Raw genomic sequence first — 12,539 nt, forward strand, 5'->3', positions numbered from 1 at the left:
AGGCACTTGAAGCCGTAGTCAATAAGTAAATTATTTCGAAAACAGTACACTAGGGCGTGGCTCGATTGCTCGCGGCGTGCCCGACGTTCGCAAGGCAGTGGAGGCACCCCGGATAACCGAGTACTATTGCTCCCCATGTCATCGGCAGCTTGCTTGCCATGATTGACAATGCACAAGCCGGCTCCACAGGGGGCTTACCAACGATTTGAGCCGCATGCGCCGACAGGCCCATGCTCGGTTCCTGGGGGTGGCAGGCCCATTGGGTCACGCCCCAGCCTGACTTGCCATGGACACCATGACCGAGAACGACTACCTGACCGCTTGGGGCCTCTACGCCATCGCAGCCCTGGGCTGCCTGCTGGTGTGGTTTGCCATGACCCGCTGGATGTGGCGCTGGCTGCGTGAGCCGCTGCGTGTGCTGATGGCCGTGGCGTTGTTCAGCCCGACCATCGTCGATCCGGTCAAAACCCAATTCGCCCCGGCGCTGGCCATCACCGCGATGGACCTGGTGCTCAAAGTGGGCAACAACGCCTGGCGGGCGATTTCCGATCTGTTCATGTACACCCTGATCGCCCTGGGCGTGTATCTGGTGTTTGCGCTTATCCGCTGGCCCTTCCTGCGCGCTGCCCGGGTGCGACGCGAGCACAAGGCGGCCACCGCCGCCGCCCTGGCCGCCGAGCCCGAGGACGATGAGCCGTTCACCGCCCCACGTCGCCCGACGCCGCCTGCCGGTGGCATGCGGGTCGAACCGCGCCTTTGACAACGTTGTCTGCCCCGCATCGAGAAGCCTGGCATGTGTGAATTATTGGGCATGAGTGCCAACGTACCGACCGACATCGTATTCAGCTTCACCGGGCTGATGCAGCGCGGCGGGCGTACCGGCCCGCACCGCGACGGCTGGGGCATCGCCTTCTACGAGGGCCGTGGCTTGCGGTTGTTCCAGGACCCGGCGGCCAGCAGTGAGTCGGAAGTGGCGTTGCTGGTGCAGCGTTACCCCATCAAGAGCGAAGTGGTGATCGGCCATATCCGCCAGGCCAACGTGGGCAAGGTGTGCCTGTCCAACACCCACCCGTTCGTGCGCGAACTGTGGGGACGTAACTGGTGTTTTGCGCACAATGGCCAATTGGCCGACTTCCATCCACGCGCCACGTTCTACCGCCCGGTAGGCGACACCGACAGCGAAGCGGCCTTTTGCGACCTGCTCAACCGCGTGCGCGAAGCGTTCCCGGAGCCGGTGGACATCGAGCACGTGCTGCCCGACCTGATCGCCGCCTGCAGCGAATACCGCAGCAAAGGCGTGTTCAACTGCCTGCTCAGCGACGGCGACTGGCTGTTCTGCTATTGCTCGACCAAACTGGCGCAGATCACCCGCCGCGCACCGTTTGGCCCGGCGCGCTTGAAAGATGTCGACGTGATCGTCGATTTTCAGGCCGAAACCACGCCCAATGACGTGGTCACGGTGATCGCCACCGAGCCTTTGACCGAAAACGAAACCTGGACCCGCTACACCCCGGGCCAGTGGAGCCTGTGGCGGCGGGGCGAATGCGTTGCCCAAGGTACAACCGAGTAAGGACGTCGACTATGTTGCTCAGCTATTTGCGGTTGGTGTTGTTTGCGGTGGGTTTGCTGGTGGGCGTGCAAGTGCCGGGCTTCATCAGTGACTACGCCAAGCGCGTCGAAGCCCATTTGATCGAGGCCCAGACCGGTCTGCGCGGGTTCGACGCCACCGCGCAGCAGTTCTTCAACGGAGACTTGCAAGCCCTGGTCGCCCATTACCGGGCCAGCGATGACCCGGTGTTTCGCAGCGACGCCAACAGCCTGGGCACGTTGCTGGACCGCCAGTTGATGCTCGACAAGCAGTTCCAGGCGATGCAAGGCCCGTGGTACATCCGTGCGCTGCAAGTGGCGGTGGCGGCCGACCCGGCCATTCGGCAGGAAACCTGGAACGGCTACAGCTACATGCTGCTGCTCACGCCCGAAGCGATGGGCTGGGGCCTGGGCGGCGCGATGTTGTTGTCCTTTGGCCTGGAATGCCTGTTCCGCCTCATCGACTGGGTAGTGCTGGGCGGCAAGCGCATGCGCCAGAGCCGGCCGATCGAGGAGCGCGACCTCAAGGGGCTGTAACGCCCCTAGTGCGCCTCTTTGATTGAGGTGGGCCTGCTCAGGACCATCAAGTCCTCGCCCACCTTGTGCGCATACTGCGCCACCACCGTCTGGCACAGCGCCACAATCTCCTCCACCAAATCCACCCCCACCCGCCACGACACCACCACCTGCAAATTGGGCGGCCGCTCGTCCAGCGCCAGCAGGGTCAATTCGCCCCGCGCCAGCTCTTCACGCACCAGCACCGGCGGCAACGCGCCGATACCAAACCCGTCGCGCAGCAACCGGGTAATTGCCGACACCGAGTTGACGCAGTTCATGCGCGGCGACGCTACCCCGTGGGCCTGCATCAGGCTCAGCACGTCCTGGTGCGGGCAGGAATTTTTCGAATACGTGATGACCCGTTCCTGGGCCAGTTCGGTCACCGAGGCGTAGTCGCGGTTGTAAATCGACTGGCTGGCGACGATCCAGCCCATGGGGTGGCTGCCCAACTCCAGGCTGCGCAGGGTTTCCTGGCGCAGCAGGTCGGTTTGCAGGATCAGGTCCAGAAAGCCTTTTTGCAGTTGATCGATGAGGTTGAGCGACGTGTCGGCCACCAGCTCGATTTCGACCCGTGGAAAGCGCTGCATCAGCTCGGTCACCAGCGGGCTGAGCCAGGTGTGGATCACCGTGTCCATCACGCCCAGGCGGATCCGTCCTACCTGGCTGCTGGTACTTTCCAGCGACTGTTTCAGCCCTTGCATAGTGGCCATCATCTGCTCGGCGTAGTCGAGCACCTTCACGCCTTCAGGCGTCAGGCTCACGCCACGCGAGTCGCGCAAGAGCAGCTTCACGCCCAGCTCGCTTTCCAGCACGGCGATGCGGCTGGAGATCGAGGCCTGGGTGGTGAAGAGTTTTTCGGCGGTGAGGCGAAAACTCTTGAGCCGGGCCACCCAGACAAAGGTTTCAAGAAACTTGAGGTTCATAAGATCAACTTTTTCTTATGCATTGGGGCGGTTTTTATTAGTTGGACGCGGCAGCGCACGGGCGCCAAAAATCAGCCCGTCCCACGATAAGCGTCGGCAGGGCACAGAACAATACCAATAACATTCACGTGGAGATCCGCCATGAGTGCGCCCGATACCCTGGAAGGGGCCAAGCCCGAACGCCGTGCTGGCCCTTTTGATTGGTACCGCAATATCAATCAGCAAGAGCGTCGTGCGTTCTGGAGCTGCAAGATCGGCTACGGCCTGGACGGCATGGACACCCAGATGCTCAGTTTTGTGGTGCCCACGCTTATTGCCATGTGGGGCATTACCACCGGGCAAGCAGGGCTGATCCACACCAGCACCCTGATTGCCTCGGCCTTGGGGGGCTGGATCGCCGGTATTCTGTCGGACCGTATTGGCCGCGTGCTCACCCTGCAGCTGACCGTGCTGTGGTTTGCGGTGTTTACCTTCCTGTGTGGCCTGGCGCAAAGCTATGAACAACTGCTGGTCGCCCGGACCCTGATGGGCTTTGGGTTCGGCGGCGAATGGACCGCGGGCGCGGTGCTGATCGGCGAGGTCATCCGTGCCAAGGATCGCGGCAAGGCCGTGGGCATGGTGCAGTCCGGCTGGGCGCTGGGCTGGGGGATTACGGCGATTCTGTATGCGCTGCTGTACTCCTGGCTGCCACCGGAAGACGCATGGCGGGCACTGTTCCTGTTGGGCATTTTGCCAGCGATTTTTGTGATTTTCGTTCGGCGCCTGGTCAAGGACCCCGAGGTCTACCGTGAAACCAAGGCCAAGGAAGCGCCCAGCGATCCGGCCAAGTTCTACGAGATCTTCGCGCCGGGCATGCTCAGCGTCACCCTGCGAGCCTCGCTGTTGACCACGGGCGCGCTGGGCGGTTATTACGCCATCACCTCCTGGCTGCCGACTTTTCTGAAAAACGAGCGCGGTTTGAGCGTACTGGGCACGGGCGGTTATCTGGCGATGGTGATCGTCGGTTCCTACGTGGGTTATGTGATCAGTGCCTACCTCACCGACCTGCTGGGCCGTAAGAAGAACTTTGTATTGTTTGCGGTGGGCTCGTTCATCATTGTTGTGCTCTACACCCAGTTGCAGGTCAGCAACGAGGTGATGCTGTGGCTCGGTTTCCCGCTGGGCTTCTTCGCCTCGGGCATCTTCAGTGGCATGGGGGCGTTTCTCACCGAGCTGTTTCCCACGCGTATCCGCGGTTCCGGCCAAGGGTTTTGCTACAACATCGGCCGGGCGCTGGCCGCGCTTTTCCCGCTGCTGATCGGCCTGTTGAGCCAGAAGGTGCCGCTGAGCGTGGGCATCGGCGCCTTTGCTGCCGTGTCCTACGGCGTGGTGATCCTTGCGGCGTTAAGCTTGCCGGAAACCCGTGGCAAGCAACTCGACGCGCAGTAACCTGAACGTTGCGGGATCTTGATGAAAGATCCCACACTAAAAAAACACAAAGACTACAGGAGCCCCACCGTGAGCCGTCTGCTATTGAACTGCGACATCGGCGAAAGCTTTGGCAACTGGACCTTGGGCCTGGATGCGCAGGTGATGCCGTTTATTGACTGCGCCAACGTCGCCTGTGGTTTCCACGCGGGTGACCCGAGCATCATGCGCAAGACCGTCAGCCTGGCCTTCGAGCATGGCGTGCAAGTGGGGGCGCACCCGGCGTATCAGGACCTGCAAGGGTTTGGCCGCCGCTCCATGACCTACACCCCCCAGGAAATCCAGGACCTGTTGCACTATCAGGTCGGTGCACTGGACGGTATCTGCCGGGCCCAGGGTGGGCGGGTCAGTTACGTCAAGCCCCACGGCGCGATGTACAACGACATGATGGCCAAGCCTGCCCAATTGCGCGCGGTGATCCAGGCCGTGGCGGCCTATGACGCCAGCTTGCCGCTGATGCTGATGGCCACCCGCGACAACAGCGCCGCCCAGGCCCTGGGCGATGAGTACGGCGTGACACTGTGGTTCGAAGCGTTCGCCGACCGGGCCTACGACAGCGCCGGGCACCTGGTTTCCCGTCAATTGCCGGGCGCGGTGCACCATGACGCCGACACCATCATCGCCCAGGCCCTGACCATTGCCCGGGGTGAGCCGCTGACTGCCAGCGACGGCAGCGCCCTGTACCTCAAGGCCAACACCCTGTGTGTGCACGGTGATAACGCCAGTTCGGTGGCCGCCGTGCAGCGCATTCGCGAGGCGTTGAGGCCAGCATGAAACCGCGTATTGAAGTAGTCGCCATCGATTGTCTGATGGTGCGTCTGTTTGACGTGATCGCCGAAGACAACATGCCCTGGATGCTCGCGGCCACCCGCCGCCTGCGGGAAGGTTTTGGTGCGGCGCTGGTGGATTTGGTGCCGTCCTACACGACCTTGATGGTGCACTACGACTTGCTGGCGCTGAACCCCGCGCAAGCCAGGGCGTTGATCGACCAGGCGTTGAGCGAGTTGCAGCCCCAAGCCAAGGGCAGCGGCCAGTGCCATGTGTTGCCGGTGTGGTATGACCCCAGCGTCGGCCCTGAACTGGCGCTGCTGGCCCGGCGCAGCGGCCTGTCGGTGGACGAGGTGATCCGCCGCCACAGCGAGCATGAATACCAAGTGTTCGCCTTGGGGTTCGCCCCGGGGTTTGCCTTCATGGGGCTGGTGGACGAAGCCCTCGCCACACCGCGCCTCAATACCCCGCGCAAGCGCGTGGCGGCGGGCAGCGTGGGGATCGCCGAGCGCCAGACGGCGGCTTATCCGGTGGTATCTCCCGGTGGCTGGAACCTGATCGGCCGCACCCCGGCCAAATTGTTTGACCGTGAACGTGACGGCTATAGCCTCATGCAGCCCGGCGACACCGTGCGCTACGCCGCGGTGAGCCACGGTGAATTCATCAACCTGGGTGGCGATGACACGCCGTTGGAGGCGCACGCATGAGCCGCTTGTCGATCGAGGCCAGCACCGCGCTGTGCTTGTTGCAGGACGCCGGGCGTTTTGGTGTCAGGCATTTGGGCGTCACCCAGGGCGGCGCGCTGGATTGGGTGTCGATGTCGTGGGCCAACTGGTTGCTGGGCAATGCGCTGAACGCCGCCGTGGTGGAAATCACCCTGGGTGGGTTCACCGTGCAGGCCGAGGATTACTGCCTGCTGGCGCTGGCCGGTGCCGACCTGGGCGCGTTTATCGATGACCGCGCCATCAGCCCCGGGCGCAGCTTTGTTTTGCAAAAGGGCCAGCGTTTGCGTTTCACCCAACCCTTGAGTGGCGCCCGAGCCTACCTGGCGGCGCCGGGCGGGTTCGAGGCACCGCGGGTGTTGGGCAGTTGCGCCACCGTGAGCCGCGAAGAGCTGGGCGGGCCTGACGGGTTGGGCCGGGCGTTGGCGAAGGGCGGGCAGTTGACCTATGCCGGCACGGGCGGCGCGATGCGGGCGCTGCCCACGGCTCAGGCGCTATCGGCCAAGGCTTCGTTGGAGGTGATTGTGGGCGCGCAGATCGGCGGCTTCAGTGGCCAGAGCCTGTTTGATGCGTTCAACAGCGACTGGACGCTGGACAGCCGTGCCGACCGCATGGGCATCCGCCTGCTGGGCACGGCGTTGCAGTATCAGGGCCCGTCGCTGATCTCCGAAGGCATTCCGCTGGGCGGGATCCAGGTGCCGCCGGACGGGCAGCCCATCGTGTTGCTCAACGACCGGCAGACCATCGGCGGCTACCCGCGATTGGGCGCGTTGACGCCGTTGGCATTGGCGCGGCTGGCGCAGTGCCTGCCCGGGGACGCGGTGCGATTGGTGCCGGTGGTGCAAGAGGTGGCGCATCGTCAGCAGGTTGAATACCTGCAGCGGTTCATTCGTGGCTGAACGCATCGCAGGCAAGCCGGCTCCCACCCTTGAAGGGGTTCACTGAAGTGGGAGCAGGCCCCGTGCGCGTTCAGGCCTATTTGGCAAGAAACCGCATGCCTTCCTCAAGCCCGCGCAACGTCAGCGGGTACATCTGATCTTCGATCAAGTCCCGCACGATAGCGGTCGACGAGGTATACCCCCACGTGTCCTTGGGGTAGGGGTTAATCCAGATCAGCTTTTTGTACTTGGCCATGAACCGTTGCATCCACACATACCCTGCCTCTTCGTTCCAGTGTTCGACGCTGCCGCCGGGCTGGGTGATTTCGTAAGGCGCCATCGACGCATCGCCGATAAAGATCACTTTGTAATCGGCGCCGTACTTGTGCAGCAGGTCTTGTGTGGAGGTGCGCTCGGAGGTGCGGCGCAGGTTGTTTTTCCACACCGACTCATACACGAAGTTGTGAAAGTAGAAGTACTCCAAGTGCTTGAACTCGGTCTTGCAGGCCGAAAACAGCTCTTCGCAGATCTTCACATGGGCGTCCATCGAGCCGCCGATGTCGAACAGCAGCAACAGCTTCACCGTGTTGCGCCGTTCCGGGCGCATCTGGATATTCAACAGGCCAGCATCGCGCGCGGTGTGGTCGATGGTGCCGTCGATGTCCAGTTCTTCCGCCGCGCCCTGGCGCGCGAATTTACGCAGGCGGCGCAGGGCCACCTTGATGTTGCGCGTGCCCAGTTCCACCGAGTCGTCGAGGTTTTTGTACTCGCGCTGGTCCCAGACCTTCACCGCTTTGCCCTGGCGCTGGCCCGCATCGCCGACCCGGATGCCTTCCGGGTTGAAGCCGCCGGAGCCGAACGGGCTGGTGCCGCCGGTGCCGATCCACTTATTGCCGCCCGCGTGGCGTTCCTTTTGTTCTTCGAGGCGTTTCTTGAACGCTTCGATCAGCTTGTCGAGGCCGCCAAGGGACTGGATCTGTGCACGCTCCTCGTCGGTCAGCGAGCGCTCGAACTCCTTGCGCAGCCAGTCTTCGGGGATCAGTGCCTGCAAGTGATCGTCGAGGTTTTCCAGGCCCTTGAAATAGGCGGCGAACGCACGGTCGAACTTGTCGAAATGCCGCTCGTCCTTTACCAGGATCGCGCGGGACAGGTAGTAGAACTCGTCCATGTCGGCAAAGGTCACGCGCTGTTTCAGCGCGTTGATCAGGTCGAGCAGCTCACGTACCGACACCGGCACCTTGGCGGCGCGCATTTCATTGAACAGGTTGAGCAACATGGCAGGCGCCCTTATCGGTTACCGCGACGGCTCATGAACGCCAGGCGCTCCAGCAGCTGTACGTCCTGCTCGTTCTTCACCAGTGCCCCGGCCAGCGGCGGGATGGCCTTGGTCGGATCGCGTTCGCGCAGGACGGCTTCGCCGATGTTGTCGGCCATCAGCAATTTGAGCCAGTCCACCAGTTCGGAGGTGGAAGGTTTTTTCTTCAGGCCCGGCACTTTGCGCACATCGAAAAACACGTCGAGGGCTTCGCTGACCAGGTCTTTCTTGATATCGGGGTAGTGCACGTCGACGATTTTTTGCAGCGTGGTGCGGTCGGGAAACGCGATGTAGTGGAAGAAGCAGCGGCGCAGGAACGCGTCCGGCAGCTCTTTTTCGTTGTTGGAGGTAATGATGATAATCGGGCGCTTCTTGGCCTTGATGGTTTCGTCGATTTCGTAAACGTAGAACTCCATCTTGTCGAGTTCTTGCAGCAGGTCGTTGGGGAATTCGATGTCGGCCTTGTCGATTTCATCGATCAGCAGAATCACCCGTTCGTCCGACTCGAACGCCTCCCAGAGCTTGCCCTTTTTCAGGTAGTTGCGCACGTCGTGCACCTTGTCCACGCCCAACTGCGAGTCGCGCAGGCGGCTGACCGCATCGTACTCATACAAGCCCTGATGGGCTTTGGTGGTGGACTTGATGTGCCAGGTGATCAGCTTGGCGCCAAAGGACTCGGCCAGTTGTTCGGCGAGCATGGTCTTGCCGGTGCCGGGTTCACCCTTGACCAGCAGCGGACGCTCCAGCGTGATGGCGGCGTTGACGGCCAGTTTCAGGTCATCGGTGGCAACGTAGGCCTGGGTGCCTTCGAACTTCATCGGTCATTCCTCGAACGTGACGCCTGCAGCCTGCGGGCCGGGGCGAATAATCAGCAGGGGCCGACTATACCGCGCAGCCCCGGCGACTGTGAACGCAGACGGGCTATTCAGTCTCTGAATGACCGGTCACGCCGGTTTTAATCGGCCTCGGGTTTGGGTTGTTCATAACGGGCGTTGAACGCCTGGACGAAACCGTTGCGCAAAATCTGCAAAAACGCCTGGAACGCGCTGATATTTTGCTGGTGCACGCTGCCGCTCAGTTCTACACGGGTGGCGAACTGGTTTTTGCGCTGGTTTTTCAGCACGGTTTCGCTGACCCCGACCACCGCCTCCCAGATCGACCGGAAGATGCCCTTGTCTTTGTTTTCCACATCCTGTTGCCAGTTGAACACTTCCACGTCCCGCAGCAGCGGCTTGATATAGCCGCTCAACTGGCCTTTTTCGGCCTGGGCTTCCACCACCAGGTCGCCGGTGCCAGCGTTGAAGTCGAATTTGCCGTAGGCCGAGGCGAAGTCGTTGAAGCGTTTGAGCTGGATGTCGCGGGCGCGGAAGCGGAACTCGAAGTCTTCGAAGTTGTTCATCGGATCGAACGTGGCGGTGGCCTCCAGTGGCGCATGGCCCAGCAGCAGGCCTTTGCCGGTAAAGCTGGCATCGCGCTTGCCCTTGAGGTCGATCACATTGGTGAGGTTATGAAAGGTGGCGTTGACCTCGGTGGCGTTGATGTTCACCGGCGGTGTGGAGCTGAAGTTGTGAAAGGCGATGTTGCCGTCGTTGATGCGCACCTCGTTGAGGGTGATCGGCAGCAGTTTGCCCAACTGCTCGCGCCAATTGGTGCCCTGGCCGGTCTGGGACGCCTGTTTGTTGCCGCCGTCGACGAAGTTCAGCTCGGGGTGGCTGAATTGCACCTCGGCCACCACGGCATGCTCGTACCACAGCGAATGCCAGCTCACCGACAGGTCGATCACCGGTGCCTTGAGCAGTGGCACGGGCACCTTGCCGTCGACTTTGACGATCTGCAAACCGTTGATCCGATAGGCACCACGCCATAGGGCCAGGTCCACATCGGTGACCTGGCCTCGGTAGTCGCCCATGTCGGCAAGCTTGTCGTTCAGGTAATTGCGCACCAGGTAGGGCAGAGCCAGGTCCAGTGCAATCAACAGCACCACCAGCCCGGCGAGGGTCCACAACGGCCAACTGTAGCGTCGCTTCATGGAAGTTTTCTCCATCCGTATAGGCGATGGACTACAACAGACAGCGCAACGTTCCTGCGACTGGACGCTACGTGAGACGAGGCATACCCTTGGGACCTTCCCAAACGGTGCAATAAAGGACCCGTCATGAGCCGCATCTTTGCAGACAACGCGCACTCCATCGGTAACACGCCCCTGGTACAGATCAACCGCATCGCGCCGCGTGGGGTGACCATTCTGGCCAAGATCGAGGGGCGTAACCCGGGGTATTCGGTGAAGTGCCGGATCGGCGCAAACATGATCTGGGACGCCGAAGGCAGCGGCAAACTCAAGCCGGGCATGACCATTGTCGAGCCCACGTCGGGCAATACCGGGATCGGCCTGGCGTTCGTGGCCGCCGCGCGGGGCTACAAGCTGGTGCTGACCATGCCGGCCTCCATGAGCCTGGAGCGGCGCAAAGTGCTCAAGGCATTGGGCGCCGAGCTGGTGCTGACCGAACCTGCCAAGGGCATGAAGGGCGCCATTGAAAAGGCCGGTGAAATCGTTGCCAGCGACCCGGCCAAATATTTCATGCCGGCTCAGTTCGATAACCCGGCCAACCCTGCGATCCACGAGAAAACCACCGGTCCGGAGATCTGGAACGATACCGACGGCGCGGTGGATGTACTCGTGGCGGGCGTGGGCACCGGCGGCACCATCACGGGTGTGTCGCGTTACATCAAGCACACCCAGGGCAAGCCGATCCTGTCGGTGGCGGTGGAGCCTATTGCGTCGCCGGTGCTGACCCAGGCGCTGGCCGGTGAAGAGATCAAGCCCAGCCCCCACAAGATCCAGGGGATTGGCGCGGGGTTCGTCCCCAAGAACCTTGACTTGTCGATCGTCGACCGGGTGGAGCTGGTCAGTGACGAGGAGTCCAAGGCCATGGCGCTGCGCCTGATGCAGGAGGAGGGGATTCTTTGCGGCATTTCCTGCGGCGCGGCGATGGCGGTCGCGGTGCGGCTGGCCGAAAAGCCGGACATGCAGGGCAAGACCATCGTGGTGGTGCTGCCGGACTCCGGCGAGCGTTACCTGTCGAGCATGTTGTTCAGCGATTTGTTTACCGAGCAAGAAAACCAGGCTTGATGCAAATCAGCGCGGTGGCGCGGGCGTTCTGCATAATTGGCCCACCACCGTGCATCCCTTAATACTGATTGTTGGACTGCGCGGGTTTTTCCCGAGGCCCGGAGTGTTTATCATGGCCGGCTGCTACGTCTGGTTTCCCGTCTACGGGACGTTGTGGGCCAGACGCCTATTTTCAGGAGTTGCTGCATGACCTTTTCTTTGGGCGCCAAGCTCGCGGTGTTGCTGTTGTTTATCGGCAGCATCCTGTACGTGCATTTGCGCGGCAAGGCCCGTTTGCCGGTGTTGCGCCAATTCGTCAACCACTCGGCGGTGTTTGCCCCGTATAACGCGTTGATGTACCTGTTCTCCGCCGTGCCGTCCAAGCCGTACCTGGACCGCAGCAAATTCCCCGAGCTGGATGTGCTCAAGGACAACTGGGAAGTGATCCGCGAAGAGGCCATGCACCTGTTCGACGAGGGTTACATCCGTGCGGCCGAAAAGAACAACGACGCCGGTTTTGGCTCGTTCTTCAAGAAGGGCTGGAAGCGTTTCTACCTCAAGTGGTACGACAAGCCGCTGCCGTCGGCCCAGGCCCTGTGCCCGAAAACCGTGGCTCTGGTCAGCAGCATTCCAAACGTGAAGGGCGCCATGTTCGCGCTGTTGCCGGGCGGCAGTCACCTCAACCCGCACCGTGATCCGTTTGCCGGTTCCCTGCGTTATCACTTGGGCCTGTCCACGCCGAACTCCGATGCCTGCCGCATTTTTGTGGACGGTGAGGAATACGCCTGGCGCGATGGCCAGGACGTGATGTTCGATGAAACCTACGTGCACTGGGTAAAGAACGAAACCGAGGTCACCCGCGTGATTCTGTTCTGCGACATCGAGCGCCCGCTGAGCAACCGCCTCATGACCGGCGTCAACCGTTGGGTCAGCGCACAACTGGGCCGGGCGACTGCGCCGCAGAATCTGGACGACGAGCGCGTGGGCGGCATCAACAAGGCCTATGCCTGGAGCAAGAACTTCAGCGACAGATTCAGCGGTGTGGTCAAACAGTGGAAGCGCAAGCATCCCAAGGCCTACCGGATCCTGCGCCCGGTGCTGGCGGTAGTGGTACTGGTGGTGTTGGGACGCTGGTTGTTTGGTTGAGGGATGGGCCTAAAAAAAAGGTTCTTCACGGAATCCCGGGAAAGACAGAAACAAGAACGCCGGTTT

General features: G+C 61.8%; 13 protein-coding genes. 9 read left to right on the plus strand and 4 right to left on the minus strand.

Annotation, left to right across the window (positions count from 1 at the left end):
* Window positions 1-286: 286 nt before the first annotated feature.
* Genes ACW9H9_RS27225 through ACW9H9_RS27235 form a run of 3 tightly spaced genes read left to right on the plus strand, consistent with a single transcriptional unit; the run spans window position 287 to window position 2,124 of the window.
* Window positions 287-760: an MFS transporter gene (locus ACW9H9_RS27225; RefSeq protein ID WP_457346440.1), complete on the plus strand. Its 474-nt coding sequence runs from the start codon at window positions 287-289 to the stop codon at window positions 758-760.
* A 33-nt stretch (window positions 761-793) separates the two neighbouring features.
* Complete coding sequence (locus ACW9H9_RS27230) at window positions 794-1,570, plus strand: class II glutamine amidotransferase (protein ID WP_457346441.1); 777 nt, start codon at window positions 794-796, stop codon at window positions 1,568-1,570.
* Window positions 1,571-1,581: 11 nt separating this feature from the next.
* Window positions 1,582-2,124 carry a DUF2937 family protein gene (locus ACW9H9_RS27235; protein ID WP_457346443.1) on the plus strand — a complete coding sequence of 181 codons (543 nt, stop codon included), beginning with the start codon at window positions 1,582-1,584 and terminating at the stop codon, window positions 2,122-2,124.
* Window positions 2,125-2,129: 5 nt separating this feature from the next.
* Here ACW9H9_RS27235 and ACW9H9_RS27240 read toward each other — a convergent pair whose 3' ends face one another.
* Complete coding sequence (locus tag ACW9H9_RS27240) at window positions 2,130-3,068, minus strand: LysR family transcriptional regulator (RefSeq protein ID WP_457346445.1); 939 nt, start codon at window positions 3,066-3,068, stop codon at window positions 2,130-2,132.
* Between the two features lie 141 nt (window positions 3,069-3,209).
* On the opposite strand from ACW9H9_RS27240, the gene ACW9H9_RS27245 reads away from it, so the two are divergent.
* The 4 genes from ACW9H9_RS27245 (at window position 3,210) to ACW9H9_RS27260 (ending at window position 6,924) form a co-directional block, all read left to right on the plus strand.
* Entirely contained in the window at window positions 3,210-4,496 is a 1,287-nt protein-coding gene (locus ACW9H9_RS27245; RefSeq protein ID WP_457346447.1) for an MFS transporter, read from the plus strand.
* Between the two features lie 69 nt (window positions 4,497-4,565).
* On the plus strand, window positions 4,566-5,309 hold the full coding sequence (locus ACW9H9_RS27250; protein ID WP_457346449.1) for a 5-oxoprolinase subunit PxpA: 744 nt from the start codon (window positions 4,566-4,568) through the stop codon (window positions 5,307-5,309).
* Window positions 5,306-6,010 carry a 5-oxoprolinase subunit PxpB gene (gene pxpB, locus ACW9H9_RS27255; RefSeq protein WP_457346450.1) on the plus strand — a complete coding sequence of 235 codons (705 nt, stop codon included), beginning with the start codon at window positions 5,306-5,308 and terminating at the stop codon, window positions 6,008-6,010. The genes ACW9H9_RS27250 and pxpB overlap by 4 nt, the downstream gene beginning before the upstream one ends.
* Entirely contained in the window at window positions 6,007-6,924 is a 918-nt protein-coding gene (locus ACW9H9_RS27260; protein ID WP_457346451.1) for a 5-oxoprolinase subunit C family protein, read from the plus strand. The genes pxpB and ACW9H9_RS27260 overlap by 4 nt, the downstream gene beginning before the upstream one ends.
* A 76-nt stretch (window positions 6,925-7,000) precedes the next feature.
* On the opposite strand, the gene ACW9H9_RS27265 is transcribed toward ACW9H9_RS27260, so the two are convergent.
* The 3 genes from ACW9H9_RS27265 to ACW9H9_RS27275 all read right to left on the minus strand — a co-directional run bounded on the left by ACW9H9_RS27265 (window position 7,001) and on the right by ACW9H9_RS27275 (window position 10,247).
* Window positions 7,001-8,179: a vWA domain-containing protein gene (locus tag ACW9H9_RS27265; protein WP_457346452.1), complete on the minus strand. Its 1,179-nt coding sequence runs from the start codon at window positions 8,177-8,179 to the stop codon at window positions 7,001-7,003.
* Between the two features lie 11 nt (window positions 8,180-8,190).
* A complete protein-coding gene (locus ACW9H9_RS27270) occupies window positions 8,191-9,036 on the minus strand; it encodes an AAA family ATPase (RefSeq protein ID WP_034112447.1) in 846 nt (281 codons plus the stop codon).
* A gap of 137 nt (window positions 9,037-9,173) precedes the next feature.
* A complete protein-coding gene (locus tag ACW9H9_RS27275) occupies window positions 9,174-10,247 on the minus strand; it encodes a DUF748 domain-containing protein (RefSeq protein WP_457346453.1) in 1,074 nt (357 codons plus the stop codon).
* A 126-nt stretch (window positions 10,248-10,373) separates the two neighbouring features.
* Between ACW9H9_RS27275 and cysK the strand changes: the two genes are divergently transcribed.
* Window positions 10,374-11,348, plus strand: a complete 975-nt coding sequence (cysK, locus tag ACW9H9_RS27280) for a cysteine synthase A (protein WP_457346455.1) — start codon at window positions 10,374-10,376, stop codon at window positions 11,346-11,348.
* Between the two features lie 186 nt (window positions 11,349-11,534).
* Entirely contained in the window at window positions 11,535-12,473 is a 939-nt protein-coding gene (locus ACW9H9_RS27285; protein ID WP_457346456.1) for an aspartyl/asparaginyl beta-hydroxylase domain-containing protein, read from the plus strand.
* Window positions 12,474-12,539: the final 66 nt, after the last annotated feature.

The sequence above is a fragment of the Pseudomonas sp. SDO5215_S409 genome (genome assembly GCF_054071325.1).